19 protein-coding genes are annotated in these 17,553 nt (G+C 64.4%); 7 read left to right on the top strand and 12 right to left on the bottom strand.

The genetic code is table 11. The features are described from left to right. The first annotated feature begins 21 nt into the window (after positions 1-21). Positions 22-210, top strand: a complete 189-nt coding sequence (psbZ, locus tag CBM981_RS10795) for a photosystem II reaction center protein PsbZ (protein ID WP_006909989.1) — start codon at positions 22-24, stop codon at positions 208-210. Between the two features lie 94 nt (positions 211-304). Next, the gene (gene ribH, locus CBM981_RS10790) at positions 305-784 is read left to right on the top strand and encodes a 6,7-dimethyl-8-ribityllumazine synthase (RefSeq protein ID WP_087068408.1); all 480 of its coding nucleotides are present in this window, start codon (positions 305-307) and stop codon (positions 782-784) included. On the opposite strand, the gene CBM981_RS10785 is transcribed toward ribH, so the two are convergent. Further along, positions 781-1,239, bottom strand: a complete 459-nt coding sequence (locus tag CBM981_RS10785) for a GNAT family N-acetyltransferase (RefSeq protein ID WP_087068407.1) — start codon at positions 1,237-1,239, stop codon at positions 781-783. The two genes, ribH and CBM981_RS10785, sit on opposite strands and share 4 nt — an antisense overlap. On the opposite strand from CBM981_RS10785, the gene rfbA reads away from it, so the two are divergent. From rfbA to rfbD, 3 genes are read left to right on the top strand one after another with little or no spacing between them, the layout of a single operon-like run. Next, on the top strand, positions 1,238-2,173 hold the full coding sequence (gene rfbA, locus CBM981_RS10780) for a glucose-1-phosphate thymidylyltransferase RfbA (protein ID WP_087068406.1): 936 nt from the start codon (positions 1,238-1,240) through the stop codon (positions 2,171-2,173). The two genes, CBM981_RS10785 and rfbA, sit on opposite strands and share 2 nt — an antisense overlap. Beyond that, on the top strand, positions 2,163-2,738 hold the full coding sequence (rfbC, locus tag CBM981_RS10775) for a dTDP-4-dehydrorhamnose 3,5-epimerase (RefSeq protein WP_087068405.1): 576 nt from the start codon (positions 2,163-2,165) through the stop codon (positions 2,736-2,738). The genes rfbA and rfbC overlap by 11 nt, the downstream gene beginning before the upstream one ends. Next, positions 2,735-3,676, top strand: a complete 942-nt coding sequence (rfbD, locus tag CBM981_RS10770; protein WP_087068404.1) for a dTDP-4-dehydrorhamnose reductase — start codon at positions 2,735-2,737, stop codon at positions 3,674-3,676. The genes rfbC and rfbD overlap by 4 nt, the downstream gene beginning before the upstream one ends. A gap of 14 nt (positions 3,677-3,690) precedes the next feature. On the opposite strand, the gene CBM981_RS10765 is transcribed toward rfbD, so the two are convergent. After that, entirely contained in the window at positions 3,691-4,587 is an 897-nt protein-coding gene (locus CBM981_RS10765) for a hypothetical protein (protein ID WP_157665418.1), read from the bottom strand. 48 nt (positions 4,588-4,635) lie between these two features. Beyond that, positions 4,636-5,472, bottom strand: coding sequence for a glycosyltransferase family 2 protein (locus CBM981_RS10760; RefSeq protein ID WP_087068402.1), 837 nt, complete (start codon positions 5,470-5,472; stop codon positions 4,636-4,638). A gap of 142 nt (positions 5,473-5,614) precedes the next feature. Here CBM981_RS10760 and rfbB point away from each other — a divergent pair, with 142 nt between their 5' ends. Continuing rightward, a complete protein-coding gene (rfbB, locus tag CBM981_RS10755; RefSeq protein ID WP_225867354.1) occupies positions 5,615-6,718 on the top strand; it encodes a dTDP-glucose 4,6-dehydratase in 1,104 nt (367 codons plus the stop codon). A gap of 3 nt (positions 6,719-6,721) precedes the next feature. On the opposite strand, the gene CBM981_RS15365 is transcribed toward rfbB, so the two are convergent. The 9 genes from CBM981_RS15365 to CBM981_RS10715 form a co-directional block, all read right to left on the bottom strand. Further along, the gene (locus tag CBM981_RS15365) at positions 6,722-8,452 is read right to left on the bottom strand and encodes a glycosyltransferase (RefSeq protein ID WP_157665417.1); all 1,731 of its coding nucleotides are present in this window, start codon (positions 8,450-8,452) and stop codon (positions 6,722-6,724) included. Beyond that, the gene (locus tag CBM981_RS10745; protein ID WP_157665416.1) at positions 8,449-9,369 is read right to left on the bottom strand and encodes a glycosyltransferase family 2 protein; all 921 of its coding nucleotides are present in this window, start codon (positions 9,367-9,369) and stop codon (positions 8,449-8,451) included. Before CBM981_RS10745 ends, CBM981_RS15365 begins: the two co-directional genes overlap by 4 nt. A 64-nt stretch (positions 9,370-9,433) precedes the next feature. Then, positions 9,434-10,510, bottom strand: coding sequence for a glycosyltransferase (locus CBM981_RS10740; protein ID WP_087068399.1), 1,077 nt, complete (start codon positions 10,508-10,510; stop codon positions 9,434-9,436). A 179-nt stretch (positions 10,511-10,689) separates the two neighbouring features. Continuing rightward, the gene (locus tag CBM981_RS10735) at positions 10,690-11,598 is read right to left on the bottom strand and encodes a methyltransferase domain-containing protein (protein ID WP_172820876.1); all 909 of its coding nucleotides are present in this window, start codon (positions 11,596-11,598) and stop codon (positions 10,690-10,692) included. Next, entirely contained in the window at positions 11,531-12,448 is a 918-nt protein-coding gene (locus CBM981_RS15360) for a glycosyltransferase family 2 protein (protein ID WP_157665415.1), read from the bottom strand. Before CBM981_RS15360 ends, CBM981_RS10735 begins: the two co-directional genes overlap by 68 nt. Positions 12,449-12,702: 254 nt before the next feature. After that, positions 12,703-13,719 (bottom strand): glycosyltransferase, encoded by a 1,017-nt coding sequence (locus tag CBM981_RS16225; protein WP_087068397.1) that lies wholly within the window; start codon positions 13,717-13,719, stop codon positions 12,703-12,705. Positions 13,720-13,742: 23 nt separating this feature from the next. Beyond that, positions 13,743-14,285 carry a class I SAM-dependent methyltransferase gene (locus tag CBM981_RS16220; protein WP_225867651.1) on the bottom strand — a complete coding sequence of 181 codons (543 nt, stop codon included), beginning with the start codon at positions 14,283-14,285 and terminating at the stop codon, positions 13,743-13,745. A 118-nt stretch (positions 14,286-14,403) separates the two neighbouring features. Then, positions 14,404-15,678, bottom strand: a complete 1,275-nt coding sequence (locus CBM981_RS15920; protein WP_225867353.1) for an ABC transporter ATP-binding protein — start codon at positions 15,676-15,678, stop codon at positions 14,404-14,406. Between the two features lies 1 nt (position 15,679). After that, positions 15,680-16,561: an ABC transporter permease gene (locus tag CBM981_RS10715; protein WP_087068395.1), complete on the bottom strand. Its 882-nt coding sequence runs from the start codon at positions 16,559-16,561 to the stop codon at positions 15,680-15,682. 113 nt (positions 16,562-16,674) lie between these two features. Between CBM981_RS10715 and CBM981_RS10710 the strand changes: the two genes are divergently transcribed. Next, positions 16,675-17,553 carry an N-acetylmuramoyl-L-alanine amidase gene (locus CBM981_RS10710; RefSeq protein WP_087068394.1) on the top strand — a complete coding sequence of 293 codons (879 nt, stop codon included), beginning with the start codon at positions 16,675-16,677 and terminating at the stop codon, positions 17,551-17,553.

Here is a 17,553-nt window from a genome sequence, read left to right as displayed (position 1 = left end):
CCCCGGCGACGCCGCTGTTCCATGCAGATCCTCAACACGCTCACCGTTCTGGCCCTGGTGGTGATGTCGTTCGCCCTCATCGTGGCGGTGCCCGTGCTCTATGCCAGCAGTGAGGACAGCGGCCGCTCCAACCGGCTGATCCTGATCGGCGGCATCGCCTGGGTGGCCCTGGTGCTGGTGAACTGGGGCATGAGCTTCTTCGTGGTCTGAGGCTGTCCGTCCGGGCCTGGCAGCTCCGAACCCGCTGCAGCAGGGCTTCTACCCTGAGGACACCTAGACCTCGCCACGCTGGTGGCGCTTGCCTGTGGCGATCTTCGAGGGCCGCTTCATCGGGGCCGATGCCCTCCGCATCGGCGTGGTGGTGGCCCGTTTCAATGATCTGGTCACCGCCAAGCTGCTGAGCGGCTGCCTCGATTGCCTCAGCCGCCACGGCATTGACACCTCCGCCTCCAGCAGCCAGCTCGATGTGGCCTGGGTGCCGGGCAGTTTCGAGATTCCCCTGGTGGCCCAGCGCCTGGCGGCCAGCGGCCGCTACCAGGTGGTGATCACCCTGGGGGCCGTGATCCGCGGCGATACCCCCCACTTCGACGTGGTGGTGAGCGAGGTGAGCAAGGGCGTGGCCGCCGTCAGCCGCCAGACCGGCGTGCCGGTGATCTTCGGGGTGCTCACCACCGACACGATGCAGCAGGCGCTGGAGCGGGCCGGCATCAAGAGCAACCTGGGCTGGAGCTACGGGCTGCAGGCCCTGGAGATGGGCAGTCTGATGAGCGCTCTGCCGGCCTAGCCCGGGTGGCGCGCGAGCAGATGCTGGCTCTCCACCCGCTGGAAGCCCAGTTGTTCGTAGAAGCCGGCGCTGTTGGTGGTCATGAGGTACACCCGCTCCACCCGGCGCAGCCGGGGATCGCTGAGCAGCCCCTCCACCATCTGCCGGCCCAGGCCCCGGCCCTGCAGATCACCGGCCACCACCACATCCCAGAGCACGGCCCGGCACACCCCATCGCTGCTGGCCCGCCCGAAGCCCACCAGCCGCTTGCCGCGCCACAGGCTCACCACCACGGGGCTGCCGGCCAGGAGGCGCCGCAGCTGGGGATAGCTGCGCTGCTGCGCCCAGAAGGCGTGGTGGTTGAACAGCCGCTGCAGCTTCAGCAGCCCGCGGGTCGGGCGAAGCCCGGGCCCCAGGCCAAGCCAGCGCAGACCGGGCGCGCCGGGGGCATGGCGGAGCAGCTGGATCGGCACCATGGCATCGCGTCCGTGGCATCATCTTCCCAGTCACGCCGAAGCCTTGAGTCCCGAGCGCAAAGGCATCATCTTGGCGGGAGGTAGCGGCACCCGGCTCCATCCGATCACGGTGGGCGTGAGCAAGCAGCTGCTGCCGGTGTTCGATAAACCGATGATCTATTACCCGCTCAGCACGCTGATGCTGGCGGGGATCCGCGAGGTGCTGATCATCACGACGCCCACCGATCAGGAGGCCTTCCAGCGCCTGCTGGGTGATGGCAGCCGCTGGGGCATGGCCATTGCCTACGCCGTGCAGCCCAGCCCGGATGGTCTGGCCCAGGCGTTTCTGATCGGTGAGGCGTTTCTGTCCGGGGCCCCTGCCGCGCTGGTGCTGGGCGACAACCTGTTCCACGGCCACGAGTTCAGCCCCCAGCTTCAGGGCTGCAACGGCCAGGGCGAGGGGGCCATCGTGTTCGCCTATCCCGTTCGTGACCCGGAGCGCTACGGCGTGGTGGCGTTTGATGGCAACGGGCGGGTTCTGAGCATCGAGGAGAAGCCCGCCCAGCCGAAGAGCCGCTACGCGGTCACGGGCCTCTATTTTTACGACGACACCGTTGTGGAGCGCGCCCGCCGGGTGGTGCCCTCCGATCGGGGTGAGCTCGAGATCACCGATCTCAACCGCCAGTACCTGGAGGAGGGGCTGCTGAAGGTGGAACTGATGGGCCGCGGCATGGCCTGGCTCGACACCGGCACCTGCGATTCCCTCCATGAGGCCGGCAGCTACATCCGCACCCTGGAGCACCGCCAGGGCCTCAAGGTGGGCTGCCCTGAGGAGGTGGCCTGGCGCATGGGCTGGATCGACGACGGGCAGCTGGCGGCCCTGGCGGCCCCCTTGCGCAAGAGCGGCTACGGGGAGTATCTGCTGCAGGTGCTGGAGACAGGTCATGCAGGTTGAACAGCTGAACAGCACCACGGGGGCGGCGCTGGAGGGGGTGCTGCTGCTCACCCCCCGGGTGTTCGGTGATGACCGCGGCTTCTTCTTCGAGAGCTGGAACCAGAACAGCTTCAACGCCGCTGCCGGTCCCACGGTCTTCGTGCAGGACAACCACTCCCGCTCGGTGCAGGGGGTGCTGCGCGGCCTCCACTACCAGCTGCCGCCCCATCCCCAGGGCAAGCTGGTGCGCTGCCTGGCGGGGGAGATCTTCGATGTGGCCGTGGACATCCGTCGCGGCTCGCCCACCTTCGGCCAGTGGGGCGGTGTGCGGCTGAGCGCGGAGAACAAGCAGCAGCTCTGGGTGCCGCCGGGCTATGCCCACGGCTTCCTCACCCTGAGCGACACGGCGGAGGTGCACTACAAGACCACCGACTTCTGGAGCAAGGAGTGCGAGCGGGGCATCCGCTGGGATGATCCCCAGCTCGCCGTCGGCTGGCCGCTGGAGGGCCTGGCAGGCGGCCAGCCCCTGCTCAGCGCCAAGGACGCCGTGGCTCCCCTGCTGGCCGAAGCCGATCTGTTCGCATGAGCGACTCCTCCCTCCAGGTGCTGCTCACCGGAGCGGGCGGCCAGCTGGGCCAGGAGCTGGTGGCCCAGTGCCCCGCAGGCGTGAGCCTCATGGCCACCGGCCGCGCCGAGCTGGACCTGGCCGACCCGGAGGCCTGCCGGCGCCTGGTGCGGGAACGGCGGCCCCACTGGGTGCTGAATGCCGGCGCCTACACCGCCGTGGACCGGGCCGAGAGCGAGCCCGAGCTGGCCCAGGCGGTGAACGGCGCGGCCCCTGCGGCGCTGGCCGCGGCCCTGGGCGAGACCGGTGGACGCCTGCTCCACGTGAGCACCGACTTCGTCTTTGATGGGGTCCAGGGCAGCCCCTACACCCCCGATCAGCCCCTCCACCCCCTGGGGGTGTACGGCGCCAGCAAGGCGGCGGGTGAGCAGGCGGTGCTGGCCAGCGACCTGGCCGAGCAGGGCCGCGCCCATGTGCTGCGCACCAGCTGGGTGTACGGCCCGGTCGGCCGCAACTTCTGCCTCACGATGCTGCGGCTGCATGGCGAGAAGGAGGAGATCGGCGTGGTGGCCGACCAGGTGGGCTGCCCCACGGCCACCCCCACCCTGGCGGCGGCCTGCTGGCGTCTGATCGGGCGCGCCATGGAGCCCCCCGGGGCCTCCGAGCCCCCTGAGCCCCCCGAGGCCGGTGCGCCCCTGCCGGCGGTGCTGCACTGGAGCGATGCCGGCGCCGCCAGCTGGTACGACTTCGCCGTGGCGATCGGCGAGCTGGGTGAGGAGCTGGGCCTGCTGCAGCGCCAGGCGCGGGTGAAGCCCATCACCACGGCCGATTACCCCACCCCGGCCCGCCGCCCCAGCTACTCCCTGCTGGACTGCACAGCCAGCCGGGCCGCCCTGGGCCTGGAGCCGATCCACTGGCGCGCCGCCCTGCGCCAGGTGCTGGGGCGGCTGGTGGCCTGAGCCGGCCAGTCCGCTCAGAGCGCCAGGGGCCAGCGTGGAAACGGCTCGGCGGGCCGGCCCAGCAGTTCATGGCTGGGGGTGAAACCGGCCAGGTCGGCCGCCAGCCGCAGCACGGCTTCAAAGGCTCTGGGGGATCCCAGCAGCAGCGGGGCCGAAAGCAGGAAGAACAGGCGGTTGGGAATCGGCAGCAGGCGGCAGCGGCGGGCGGGGTGATGCGCGGGCAGGGCCTGCTGCAGGCCTTCGAGCATCGCCCTGTAGGTGAGCGCCTGGTCACCACCCACGGCGAGCCGCTCGGGCAGGCCGGCGCCGCTGCCGGCCGCTGCCAGCCGCTGGGTGAGATGCAGCGCCACGGCGGCGAGCTGGAAGGCGTGGATCGGCTGCCGCAGGCCGGTTCTGGAGGGAACGGGCACCAGGGGCCAACGGCGCATCATCCCCACCAGGCGGCTCAGATTGCGGTCCCGCTGGGAGCCCACCTGGCCGTAGATCAGCGTGGGCTGGAGGATCCCGCAGGGGATGCCGTAGTGACGGCAGGTGGTGAGCAGATCGTCCTCCGCCTGGCTCAGGCAAGCCGCCAGGCTGCGGTCGGAGCCGTTGCTGGCAAACCGCTTGGTGAGGGCCGAGGAGGACGAACAGGCCACCACCGCGGCCAGGCAGCCCGCTGCATGGGGCTGGCGCGTCAACCAGCGCTTCAGGAAGGGAGCGAACAGCCAGAGGGGGGCGAAGCTCACCAGCCCCAGGGCTGGCTCGTCTGGGTTCAGCGCCAGGCCCTCGGCCTGGGCCAGGTCGAGGGCTGCATAGCCGTGCTGCTGCCTGGCATAGAGCTGCAGGCCCGATCCACCCGCCCACTGCGCCGCCAGGTCGGCGAAGGCGGCACCGGCCAGGGAGCGGGCACCGAAGACGTGCAGTTTCACGGAGCACACCCCCCGCAACCAGCGAAGCGGGCCGGGCCAGCGGTGCGATCAGGCAAATCTCAGCCCCCAGATCGAGCGGTAGATCAGCATCGATTTCAGCAGGCACAGCATCTGCCGCACGGACCTGTGGGAGCCGCGGGCCCAGCTGTGGACCACCCTTCCTTTGGGATTGTGCACGGTGAGGCCGATGGAGGAGAGACGTCGCACCAGATCCGCATCCTCCAGATGCAGGAAGTAGCGCTCGCAGAAGCCGCCCACGGCCCCGTAGCTGTGGGCTGGAATCACCAGGAAGCAGCCGGAGAGAAAGGCACTCGGAAAACACTCGCTGCTGTAGTCACGGAAGGCGTTTCTGTGGAACCGGTCGTAGCGGCGGAATCCTGGAACGGCCTTCAGAAGGGGGAAGCGGCCCAGGGCCAGCGCCAGCAGGGTGGGGTTGTGTTTGGCCGAGTACTGGATGGCGCCGTCGTCTCCCACCACCAGCGGAGCGGCGCAGGAGACCTGAGGGCTGCAGACCACCCAGTCCAGCAGAGGCGTCAGCTCAGCCGGTGCGAAGCGAATGTCCGGATTGGTCACGATGAACAGATCACCCGGATCCAGCGCGGCAGCTGCGTAGTTGCTGTTGTGGGCGCGCCCGTAGCCGACGTTCGCGCCCCGGGTGTAGTGCAGGGGCACACCGCCCAGCTGGGCCTCGAGTTCCGCAGCCGCGGGCAGGGCCGGGCCGGGAGGGCTGCCGTCGTACACCGCAAGGGCCGTGCGCCAGCGAGGGGTCTGCTCGGCCAGGGCGCGGATCGAGGCCAGCAGCGGCTGAATGCTGGGCAGGCGGTGCTGGAACAGCACGAGCGAGAACCAGATGCGCCGCTGATGGGGAGGGCTGGGGGGCTGCACGGGCTGGCCAACGGCGTCCGGACATGGTGTCCGGCGCGCTGGAGGGCACTGTATGCAGAGCGCGAGGCGGAAGCCTCCGGCCCCCAGCGGCAGCGCTGATAGCGTGATGCCGCCTGGCCAAGCCACCGCAGGAGTTTTCGCCGTGAACGACCTCCCCTCCCTGCTCGGATCCCGCAGGAGGGTGCTGGTCACCGGCGGGGCGGGCTTCATCGGGGGTGCCGTGGTGCGGCGCCTGCTGGCGGAGAGCGGCGCCACGGTGTTCAACCTCGACAAGTGCGGCTACGCCAGCGACCTCACCAGCATCGAGGCGGTGCTGGCGCCGCTGGGGGCCGCTGCGGAAGGGCGCCACCAGCTGCTGCGGGTGGACCTCACCGATGCGGCGGCCACGGCCGAGGCGGTGCGCCGGGCCGACCCGGATCTGGTGATGCACCTGGCGGCCGAGAGCCATGTCGACCGCTCGATCGAGGGGCCCGAGGCCTTCATCGCCAGCAACGTGAGCGGCACCTTCAACCTGCTGCAGGCGGTGCGGAGCCACCACGAGGGGCTGGCCGAGGAGCGTCGATCCGCCTTCCGCTTCCACCACATCAGCACCGATGAGGTGTTCGGCTCGCTGGGCGAGACCGGCCGCTTCTCGGAGACCACCCCCTACGACCCGCGCAGCCCCTATTCGGCCAGCAAGGCCGCCAGCGACCACCTGGTGAGCGCCTGGCACCACACCTACGGCCTGCCGGTGGTGCTCACCAACTGCTCCAACAACTATGGGCCCTGGCAGTTTCCGGAGAAGCTGATTCCGGTGGTGATCCTCAAGGCCGCCGCCGGCGAGCCGATCCCCCTCTACGGCGACGGCGCCAACGTGCGCGACTGGCTCTACGTGGAAGACCACGTGGACGCGTTGCTGCTGGCGGCCACCTCCGGCCAGCTGGGCCGCAGCTACTGCGTGGGCGGCCATGGCGAACGCACCAACAAGCAGGTGGTGACGGCGATCTGCGCCCTGCTGGATCAGCTGCGCCCCGCCGGCGCCCCCCACGCCGATCTGATCACCCCCGTCACCGACCGCCCCGGCCACGACCGCCGCTACGCCATCGATCCGGCCCGGATCAGCAGCGAGCTGGGCTGGCAGCCGCGCCATGCCTTCGAGCAGGGGCTGGAGGCCACGGTGCGCTGGTATCTGGAGCACCAGGAGTGGTGCAAGGGCGTGCGGGAGCGGGGGGGCTACAGCGGCGGGCGGCTGGGGTTGGTGGCGTGAGCGTCAGCCGCGCAGCCGGGCCGCCAACGCCCGGAGGCGTGGGAGCAAGGCGTGGCTGAGGAATGAGGCCGCGGTGCGCAGGGTGCTCTGCAGTGGGCGCAGCACCGGCAGGACCCAGCGCATCACCCCGAACAGTTCGGCTTCCAGCCGCCGCTCCACCGCCCGCTGCTGACGCCGCACCGCCTCCGGATCACGGGCCAGATGGCCATAGCGCCCATGCACCACCCGCATCGTTTCGAGGAAGTTGTGCCGCTGGCGGGCCGTGAGGGCGTCGGGTCCTGAGCGGGTCTGGAACTCACAGGTGGCTTCGGCCATGACGACGGCACCGAAGTTCTGCACCATGCGGATCCAGAGGTCCCAGTCTTCGTGGGTGGGAAGCGACTCGTCGAAGAAGCCGGCGGTGCCCAGGGCCTCCCGGTGGTGCAGCACCGCCAGGGTGGGGATGCGGTTCCGCACCAGCAGGGCTTCGAGGGTCAGGGGGCTGGTGGGGTGGAGCCGATGCCAGAGACGCCGGCCATCCCTGGCGCCGTAGCGCGCCTGCACGGCCTGGGCCACCACGAAGCGCGCCTGCTGGGTCCTGGCGGCGCCGAGCAGGGTTTCCAGATGGCGGGGGTAGAAGATGTCGTCGTCGTCGAGGTAAGCGATGTGGCGGCCGCGGCTGAGGCGCAGACCGCTGTTTCTGGCGGCGGCGGCACCGAGGCAGCGGGGATGGCTGATGCAGCGCACGGAGGCCTGGCCAGGCCGCGCTGTCCGGATCACCTCCGACACGTCCGCACCGCCGTCGTTGACCACGATCACCTCCAGGTTGCGGAAGGTCTGGGCGGCGATGCTCTCCAGGGCTCGGGCCAGCTGGGCCGGGCGGTTGCGGGTGGGCACGATCACCGACACCTCCGGCCGGCCGGGGGCCGGTTCGTCGGGGCTGAATGCCTGCAGGCGGTAGCGGCGCAGAAAACCGGAATGGGCGGGCGGCAGGGGGCCCGAGGCGGCGTCCCAGTGGCGCTGCCGGGCCCGGGCGGTTTCTTCCTGGTTGCGGCGGGCGTTGCGGTGCTCCAGGCTCCCCGGCCGCTCCAGGTAAAGCCCCAGCACCGCGGGGAGGTGCACAAACCGGGTGTGCCGGCAGATCCTCAGCCAGAACTCATAGTCCCCGGCGCTGTGGAAGCTGGGGTCGAACAGACCATGGGCGGCGTGGAGCTGGCGGCGCCACAGCGGCTGGGGGCCCACGAAGCACACGCGCAACAGCAGGGCCGGGTCGAAGGCGGGCCAGTGGAAGCAGCCGCTCACGGCACCGCTGCCGGCGAAGGCATCGGCGAAGCCGGCGTTGTCGGTGGAGGTCACCAGGGCGTCGGCATAGGCCAGGCCCGCCTGCGGATCGGCCTCGAGGGCCCCGCTCAGCCGCTCCAGTGCCTCAGGGGCCAGGCGGTCGTCGGTGTTGGCGTTGGTGAGGTAGCGGCCACGGGCCATGGCGATGCCGCGATTCCAGGCGGCGTAGACGGTTTCCCGCTCCGTGCGCAGAAGCCGGATGTTGGGGTGCGCGGCCTGATAGCGGCGCACGATGGCGGATTCCTCCTGCTGGGAGCCGCTGTCGATCACCAGGATTTCCAGCTGGTCGGCAATGGTCTGGGCCAGCAGGCTGTCGAGGCAGCCCGGTAGGTAGCGCGCGGCGTTGCAGGTGGACACGAGCACCGAAACGAGCGGAGGTGACGCTCCCTGGGGGCTCGGTTGGAGCTGGCTCATGCGGCGTGCCCCTGACGTCTCGCGGTGGGCAGAGGCCCGCCCCGGTTGCGCAGGCCGTCGCGCACACCCCGCCAGGCCATCCGGCCATGCAGGCCTGGCGTGGCGCTGATCCAGGGCATCACGCAGGCGTAGAGCAGGGCGAGCCAGAGGAAGCGCAGACGCTGCGGGCCCCGGGGGGCGGGCAGATGCAGGGCCAACCGCAGGGCGTTGCGGGTGATGAAGTAGCTGCGCTGGGCAGCGTGCAGAGCTACAGGACGGCCCAGCAGGGTCCCCATGGATTCCCCGAGCCGGTGCGATGTGCGGGCGTCGGCGCTGCCGTAGAGCTCGAAGCCCTGCCGGGCGGCCTGCAGGCACCACGCCACATCCACCCAGTCGATGAAGAGGCTCTCGTCCATCAGGCCGATCCGGGGCAGCACGGCGGTGGGAATCAAGGTGCCGGCAGCGATCGCATAGGAGATCCGGCAGAGGCCCTGGCTCCGGTGCACACGCTTCCAGAACAGCCCCTCATGGCGCAGGAACACGACCTCCTCCTGGGCCGGCTTGAGCGGATGCTCAAAGCCTGCGGCCACCGCCGCCACCCGGTGGCCGGAAAGGCTGAGCGCTTCATGGGCGGCCAGCAGGTGGTCGACGGCATCGTCGTGAAAGGTGGTGTCCTGATCGCTCAGCAGCACATGGGAATAGCCGTGCTCGATGGCCAGCCGCAGGCCGATGTTCTGGGCGGCGGCCAGCCCGAGATTGCGGTGATTCGGCCAGAAGATCCAGGGCTCTGTGCCCCGTTGTTCTCCTTCCTGTTGAAAGTGCTTCAGGTTGATCTGGATGCCTTCCGGAGTGTTGTCCACCAGGGCAAGGCCGGAGACCTGATGGCTGAGGCTGCTGAGGGTGTGCCCCAGCTGCTCCAGATCAGGGCGGAAGGTCACCACCACTGCCAGCACCCGATGGTTGTCCGGCGGGGGCTGTGGCGAGGCTGGTTCCCTGCTCGCGTTACCCATTCCAGGCGTCTCTGGCTTGCTCGTACACCTCCAGGTACTGCCGTGCGATCCCTGCTGGCTGCCAGAGCTGAGCTGCCCGCGACCTCGCCATCGCCCCGAGCTTGCTCCGACGCTCGTCGTCCTCCAGCACCCACCGGATGCCCGCGGCAAGGTCAGTGGGATCGAAGGGGGCAGCCAGATAGCCGGTGCGCAGGTGTTCCACTACATCGGGCAGGCCGGTGGCGTTGAAGGCCACCACGGGCACGCCGCATGCCTGGGCCTCCGAGGCCGTCTGCCCTAAAGCCTCCATGCGGGAGGGCACCACCATCACATCGGCGCTGGAGTAGAGCAGCGCCAGGGCTTGGTTGTCGTGGAGGGCACCCACGTAGTGGATCGGCAGTCCGAGGCGGGGAGGATCCGCCGGCTCCGACTGGCCGAACACCACAACCTGGAGGCTGGGCTGGGTGTGGGCCAGCTGTTGCAGGGCAGGGGCAAGCAGATCCCAGCCCTTGCGAGGGTCACGGCTGCCGCCGATGGCACCGAACAGCAGTAGCGGCGCCTCTGCCGGCAGGGCAAACAGTTGCCGCGCCAGGGCCTGGGGCCAGGGCCGGTAGAGGTCTGTGGGCAGGGGATGGGGAATCACCCTCACGGGCCAGTCGCGCAGCAGCGCTGAGCGCTCCACGCAGCTGGCCAGCCAGCGGCTTGGGCATACGAGCTGCATGGGTCGTTTCCAGTGCCTGCGTTTGCGCTGCCAGCACCAGCGGTCAAGATCCAGGCCGTGATGGTTCGGCGGCCTGTTGCCGCGGTGGTAGCCCTGCTGGTAGCGGCGATCCTCCGCACCATCGGGATAGTGCTCGCTGCCACAGAAAGCCCAGCCGTCATGCAGAGTCCACACCAGCGGCTTGTGCAACCGGCCGATGGCCTCGATTGAGAGCATCTCCCCCTGCACCCAGTGCAGATGCAGCAGATCGGCGTCGAAGGCGTTGAGTTCCCTGTCGAGTCGACAGGGGAGCCAGGCGGGGGAATGGAGCACCGGGTTGGCTGTGTGCTGCAGAGCTGGCAGCAGGCTGCCGAGTGCGTTGCGCGCCATAGGCAGCGCCCTCCGCTTCCCCAGGGGTCCATGGATGCTGGAATCGTCGCTCTGTTTGATAGCGACCTGCATGGCGCTGCTGATCTCGGGTGCCTCTCGTGCCTGAAGCGCGGCGTGGATGCGACAGGCGGCGCGGGCTGCGCCACCCTTCCCATCCGTGAAAGAGAGGTGGCAGATCCTCAACGGGCTGCACCGAAAATGGGAAGCTTTCTCAGTGCTCGCACCATGTGGCGGGCTGTGAGGACAAGCCAGGAAAGAAGGGGATGAAGAGCTTTGGCCAGCGTCTCGTGCAACCGTGCCCTGCTGAGATTTGGGGCTTCTTCAGAGCTTCGTTGATAGATCCACGCATGGCTGCCTTGGCAGTGCCCTATCTTGTGCAGGCCGAGAGGTTTTACGCACCAGCTAAAAAAATAGCGGAGATGAAAGGTGCAGGGAAGATGACAGAGGATCACCGGCTCAAAGCAGTTGGCAATGAAGAGATGCCCTCTTGGCTTTACCGTTTCCACCAGCTCGGCAAGCAGGCACAGAGGATCGTGCAGATGCTCCAGTACATCAGTGCAGACCAAGGCATCGTATTGGTGAGCCGTGAGCGTATCGATGTAGGTGATGTTTGGATACGGTTTGCAAATCTCTACCCCATGAGCTGGAGGGAAAGGATCGTAGATGAAGATCTGCGAGGCAGGCAGGCGATCTGCCATCAGCCTGGCCAAAGTGCCAAAGCCACCGCCAAAATCGAGAATCCGCTTTGGTCCAAGCGAGGCCACTGCGTTGGCGATTGAGTGTCGATGGCCCATGGATACTGGATCCTGTTCGATGTAGATGCCGTTCAGGAGCCAGACAGGATCCGCATAGAATCTATTGTAGTTACGTGCTTCATAGTTGCTTTGGCGGCAGCCCGCTCGGTGCCATGCTTGATCCATCAGGTTCCAAATCTGTTCTAGGGAAGGATTTGCTCCAACTTGGTTAAGGTAGTTCTCAAGATCTTTCTTCTCAGTGGCCGTAAGTTTGTATCTCTTGAGTTCAATCATTGCTTTCGAGTCTTGTCCTGGCTGATCGGCGGGGCTTTCCCAGTTGAAGCCGCTGGCCAAGGCGAAGAGCCAGACTTATGCTGAAATGGTGCTTATAGGTATAGGCGTCGGCAGACTTGTCTTGCAACGTGAAGCCAGGATGCCGAAGCGGGAACAGGCCTGAAGGCGAAGTTGCATTTACGAAGTTGCTAAGTGGCATTGCTGAACTGGGCGCCGTTGTCGTGTGGCACGCATCCATCGCAAATCCGATGTTCGTCACGAGATTTCTGTTGGGGAGTGCCGTTATTCCTCCGTTCATCAGGCAGGTGAGGGTCCATTGGTAATCCCAGGTGTCAGGCTTGCCTTCGTGAAGTAGGCGGTCCCAGATTCGTGTCCAGTACTTGGCTTCCCGTGAATTCTCAAAGATTGACCCGAGTAGGCCTGAAGCTTTCAGAGATGGCCAATGGAGAAGCTCCCTGTCGTAATGGCTCCAGCAATGGCGCCAGGTGGCCCAGCCCCAGCAGTGGTTGTAGCGGCTGAAGTAGTAGCTGCCGTCGCCACGCCATCGGCCATTCTGGAAGTTGTTGCCACTGATGCACCACACCCGGGTGTCGTGGCGGTAGCGCTCGAGCAGCTCCGTGCAGTAGGGGAAGAAGTCTGGATGGGGAACGCAGTCGTCTTCCAGGATGATCCCCTCTTCCACCTGCTCGAAGAACCAGGTGATGGCGCGGCTGACACCGAGCCGGCAACCCTGGTTGGAATCGGAATAGAGCTGCTGCATCTCACAGGGCCAGTCGATCTCCTCTTCGATCACTGTCCTTGTGGCCGCGACCTTCTCGGCCTCACCTGGCCGTTCGGGGTTGGGGCCGTCGCAGGCGACGAACAGCCGGCACGGGGCGACTGGCCGGATGGCGTCGATGACCTGACGCAAGGTGTGGGGGCGGCGCCAGGCGATCAGAAGGACAGGTGTCTTCATGTGTTACCAATTAACCACCACCTGAGTTGGCTATTCAATAATCTTTAGGGCAAATGGGCTATTGTCTTCTTGAATTATGGTTGGTCTCTCACAGCGCAATGGCCAACCCTTTGCCAGCACTAACTTAGGATTCTTGGCATGTGTGAATCTATATGGCTGGACAATCTCTGCTTGCCTGCAGGTGACCATTCCGCTTGACTCGGGAGCGTCTATGCTACTCGCAGAAATAGTGCGATTCTTAGTACTGTTAAAGATGCTTGATCTTGCCAGGCGGTAAGCCTGCCATGCTCATTGCCCAGCCAGCGTGCATAAGCCATTGTTCGGCCCAAACGGCCTTTAGGAGCAAGAAGATTTAAAATCATAGTAAGGCAGTATTTCGAGAAGGCAAATGACAATATGAAGAGCAAGCCTCTCTTCTTTGTGCGCATGGGAATCAGTTGAGGAAATGACTCGGATAGTGCGGGCAGATAAGAGCTCGCCGTCCAAAAGCTGAGCCTGAAAATGTAGTTGCTGTTTGCTTTGCTAGAATTAATCATATGGTTGCATGTAAGATCCGGTAGCACTCCTGCGGAATAACCAAGATTGAAAGCTTGCCAAACGATTTGAATATCTCCAGCGCTTGATAGTGACTTACCCCTCCGATCACTTCTAGTGAGCCTCCCCTGCTCGTATGCATTAGCATATGAATCTAATACTATACGCCTTACGGCAAGTCCTGTTCCGAAGGGGCAAAAAGAATTCCACTCGCCTGGCGTACATGCATAGCCAAATGGTGTGTCTCGCTTCTGAAAGACATTCGAATAACGTTTGACTTCCTCTGGAGTTCTGTCAACAAATTCTACTGAGACTCTTCCCGGGCCCCATGCCCCGCTATTTGGGTAAGTGTAGAATGCATTACGTATATGTTCTAAGTAGTTGGCGCACGGCTCATTATCGTCATCAAGGAAAATGAGAATATCCGAGTCTGTTTCACGTATGGCTCGAAGTCTAGCGTAAGTCAGTCCTTGTTTCTCTTCGACAACATATCTTGCGGAAGGAGTAGATGCAAGAAAGCTAACCACCGCTCCATCCTTGTTAAGTGGAGGAGAAGAATTATTATCGACTAGGACGATGCTCTGCGCTTCGTGCAACCCTTGAAGGCTATTGATTGCATATAGGAGTCTGTGAAGCAACCGTAAATCCGGATTGTGGCTGCATATTGCTATGGAGTAAGTAATGTGTTCCATTGGTTATTACCCGATATTAGATGTTAGACTTTCTCTAGCACTGCTAGTGAATCGACTAAGCGTATGAGCTGCCACTTAGATGCGGCCATTGCTTCCCCTACAACCTTATTTACCCCTGGGTAATGAGTTACGTCGTGAAATAGAAGAAGACCGTGCGGTTTCAGGTAGCGTGCGACTTTCTCAAAATCGCCTCTGACGGCCTTTTCAGAATGGTCGCCATCAATGAATGCCATGTCTAGACAGGTATTCAAGTCGGCAAAAGCTAGTGAGCAACTGTTCTTTCTGATTGGAGTAACTATTTTTGAGTACTGTAAGGTATTCAGCCTAAATTCCTCGAAGGTATCCTTAAGCCCATCTGGCATTGTTTCATTGTTCCATGTATCTACGCAGTATAGCCTCCCGCCCTTGCTTTGTATCCCTAAGCAAATGAGTAGTGCAGACGAGCCTAAGTGTGACCCTATCTCTAGAACTCTACTATTCTGTGGAAGGTTCCTCGCTGTTCTATAAATGCAAAGTCTCTCTTTTCGTGTCGTATGGGAAAATACTTGCAAATGCTTTTGAAGCATATAGTGTTCTTTACATAGCCCCGGGATATCTTTTGTGAATGTGGCAATCTTCCTGATGTTCATTTGATTCTACACTGATCGGGAAAACAAAAGATATGGACAGAGCTAGTATGAACACCTATTGAGTATACTGGCTAACTCTGGTTGTCTCAATGTCGAACACAATGAGGCCATGGTCTATTGTGTGCGGGAACAGCCTTCCTCGGGTAGGACTCGTTATGATGCTAAAATCTCCAACCAGGTGTCCACTGATAAAAGTTGACGTGTGATAGCTGCCTATCCAGCAAGACACGTCGTAATGTCCTGGGACTAGATTTGGTAGCTTGATAGTAAATGAGAAAAGTTGAAATCCTTCCTCTACTCTATGCGGGCCTTTGTCGTAAGTAAACGCTTGTCCTGCCACTAAATCATATCGAGTCTCTCTGATATCAAAAGCAAAATAGCATGAACATCCCTCTTTATGGCCGAGGAGGGCCAGGTTTATCTGCAGCACGTTAGTTCCTATGAGTTCAAGAGAAGACGAAATAATGTCAAAAAACTTGCATGATGAGCTTCTTTTCTGTAGTTTTCCGGGATCATCTTGGTATTTCTTCAGGGCATTTGCTGTTGCTCCAGCGAAAGATAGATTTCCTTGGCTGAGTAAAATTGAATTCTTGCACAGGGCTGATACTGCGCTTAGATTGTGGCTTACGTACAGTAGTGATCTGCCGGTAGCGGAGGTGTCTTTCATCTTCCCCAGACACTTCTTCTGAAACCCTGCGTCTCCCACGGAAAGCACTTCATCCACGAAAAGTATCTCTGGTTCTAAATGTGCTGCCACGGAGAAGGCGAGTCGGACATACATTCCGCTCGAATATCGCTTCACGGGCGTATCGAGAAATCTCTCCACTTCTGCAAAGTCAACGATCTCGTCGAACTTTCCGCAAATTTCCCGCCGGGTCATCCCTAGGATTGCTCCATTCAGATAAATATTCTCTCGCCCTGTGAGCTCGGGATGAAACCCTGTGCCCACCTCCAGCAGGCTCGCCACCCTCCCGCTGATCTCCACGCGGCCGGTAGTGGGTTCGGTGATGCGGCTCAGGATCTTCAGCAGCGTGCTCTTGCCCGCACCATTGCGCCCGATGATGCCCACCCGTTCTCCACGCCGGATCTCGAAGCTCACATCCTTGAGGGCCCAGAACTCCTCTTCACGGGCGTTTCGCGCCTGGGCAGACTGCCGTCTGGCTTTCTGCAGCTGTCCCGCCAGGGTGAACGGGTTCAGCAGCCGTCCAGCGGCTCTGGCCCGGCGAGCGATCACATCGCGCAGGGCTGTGTAGCTCTCCCGCCCCCCATGGTGGAGGGAGTACTTCTTGCCCAGGCCCTCCACCCGGATCACCACGTCAGAGTTGGCCATCTCAGATCACATCCGCAAACCGCTTTTCCATCCCGCGGAACTGGCGCACTCCCGTGACAAGCAGCAGCGCCACGATCGCCATCGAAAGCCAAAAGCCGGCTGGGTTGAGCATGGCACCTTTCCCGATGATGGCCCACCGGAAGCCCTCGATCACCCCCACCATCGGGTTGAGGGCATAGAGCAGCTGCCACCGCTCCGGCACCAGGGCGCTGGAGAAGCCCACCGGGCTTACGTAGAGACCGAACTGCACCAGGAATGGCACCACGTAGCGGAAGTCGCGGTATTGCACGTTCAGGCTGGCCAGCCACAGGCCAGGCCCCATGCTCGCCGCAAACGCCAGGATCATCCAGAACGGCAGTGAGAGCACCCGCCAACTTGGCCACCACTGGAACCACAGCATTAACCCAGCCAGGATCGCCAACGCGATCAGGGCATCCACGAAGCTGCTGATCACCGCCGCCGCCGGCACGATCAGTCGTGGGAAATACACCTTGGTGAGCAGGTTGGCGTTGTCCACCAGGCTGTCGGCGCAACTGCTCAGCGCTGTGCTGAAGAACTGCCAGGGCAGCAGGCCGGAGAACACCAGCACTGCATAGGGGGCCTCCCCCTCGCTCGGCAGCCGGGCCAGCCGGCCGAACACCAGCGTGAACACCAGCATCGTCAGCAGCGGCCGGATCAGGGCCCAGCCCACGCCAATCGCCGTCTGCTTGTAGCGCACGGCGATGTCGCGCCAGGCCAGGATCCAGAACAGCTCCCGGTAGCGCCACAGATCGCGCCAGTACTGCTTCTCGATTCGGTTCGGTTCCAGCACAAGGCGGTACTCCGCGGGAGGACGGCGCGGACGCCGGGCTGGGCCGGAGCGGCGGGAGCGGTGGCGGGGCATGGGCGGCAGCAGGGCCTGATGCCCACAGGGTGTGGGCTCCCCACCACCATGCCTGGCGGTGCCAGGGGGCACCGCTACCGTCCACCCAGGTGCCGAGGCCACCGCCCACCCCGATGCCGGCCACGATCTACCTGCACTGGGCCGCCACGCCCTACGACTGGGTGCGGCCGGGGCATTACCACTCGATCATCGCCGGCGACGGCACCCTGCACCGGCTGCACGCCTACACGATCGATCTGCCGGCCCACACCTGGCGCCGCAACAGCAATGCGGTGGCCCTCTCCTGCGCCTGCATGGGCGGCCGCCCCGACCCCTGGTCGATCCCGCCCACCGAGGCCCAGCTCGACGCCATGTGCCGCGAGGCGGCCGAGATCGCCCGTGGCTGGGGCTGGGGCGAGGCCGACATCACGATCGAGCGGGTGATGACCCACGCCGAGGCCGCCTCCAACCGTGACGGCCGCTGGATGCACGACAACTACGGCCCGGTGATCTGGGGCGGCACCGGCGAGCGCTGGGACTTCCTGCAGCTGCGCAAGGGCGGCCCGCCCAGCGGCGGCGATGAGCTGCGGCAGCGCATCCGCGCCTTTCTGGCCGGTGGCGGCCAGCCGGCCCCGCTCGTCTTCCGCCGCTCCGCGACGATGCAGGTCCGCGGCCAGGAGCTGGATGTGGAGATCGACGAGCACGGCAGCTCCTGGGCCCGCGCCGCCGACCTGCTGCTCCGCTATGAGATCCCCTATGCCTGGGAGGCCAGCCGCCGCCGCCTCCTGGTGGGCAGCCTCGATGTGGTGCCCAGTTTCCGCGCCGATCAGGTGCAGCCGCAGGTGGGCTGGCCCCTGTTCGAGATGACCCTGCTCAGCGGCCCGGCGCCGGTGATCCTGCGGGGCATCCTGCGGGACAACCGGGCCTGGTGCCGCGTGCTCGAGTTCGCTGAGGAGTTCGGCATCAGCGTGAGCTTCGAGCCCTTCACCCTGCTCGAGCGGCGCGGGGGCTAG

It is taken from the genome of Cyanobium sp. NIES-981 (genome assembly GCF_900088535.1).
Taxonomy (GTDB): domain Bacteria; phylum Cyanobacteriota; class Cyanobacteriia; order PCC-6307; family Cyanobiaceae; genus NIES-981.
Note: the sequence above shows the minus strand (reverse complement) of the source record. Positions and strands in the feature narration are given on the sequence as shown.

Bases quoted from the DNA above. Each gene is read 5' to 3' on its own strand.
- CBM981_RS15920 (WP_225867353.1), bottom strand. From the start codon at position 15,678: ATGGCCAACTCTGACGTGGTGATCCGGGTGGAGGGCCTGGGCAAGAAG.
- CBM981_RS15365 (WP_157665417.1), bottom strand. From the start codon at position 8,452: ATGAGCCAGCTCCAACCGAGCCCCCAGGGAGCGTCACCTCCGCTCGTT.
- CBM981_RS10715 (WP_087068395.1), bottom strand. From the start codon at position 16,561: ATGCCCCGCCACCGCTCCCGCCGCTCCGGCCCAGCCCGGCGTCCGCGC.
- CBM981_RS10785 (WP_087068407.1), bottom strand. From the start codon at position 1,239: ATGGTGCCGATCCAGCTGCTCCGCCATGCCCCCGGCGCGCCCGGTCTG.
- CBM981_RS10740 (WP_087068399.1), bottom strand. From the start codon at position 10,510: ATGGCGCGCAACGCACTCGGCAGCCTGCTGCCAGCTCTGCAGCACACA.
- rfbA (WP_087068406.1), top strand. From the start codon at position 1,238: ATGGCATCGCGTCCGTGGCATCATCTTCCCAGTCACGCCGAAGCCTTG.
- CBM981_RS16220 (WP_225867651.1), bottom strand. From the start codon at position 14,285: ATGCTTCAAAAGCATTTGCAAGTATTTTCCCATACGACACGAAAAGAG.
- CBM981_RS16225 (WP_087068397.1), bottom strand. From the start codon at position 13,719: ATGGAACACATTACTTACTCCATAGCAATATGCAGCCACAATCCGGAT.
- psbZ (WP_006909989.1), top strand. From the start codon at position 22: ATGCAGATCCTCAACACGCTCACCGTTCTGGCCCTGGTGGTGATGTCG.
- CBM981_RS10710 (WP_087068394.1), top strand. From the start codon at position 16,675: ATGCCGGCCACGATCTACCTGCACTGGGCCGCCACGCCCTACGACTGG.
- rfbC (WP_087068405.1), top strand. From the start codon at position 2,163: ATGCAGGTTGAACAGCTGAACAGCACCACGGGGGCGGCGCTGGAGGGG.
- rfbD (WP_087068404.1), top strand. From the start codon at position 2,735: ATGAGCGACTCCTCCCTCCAGGTGCTGCTCACCGGAGCGGGCGGCCAG.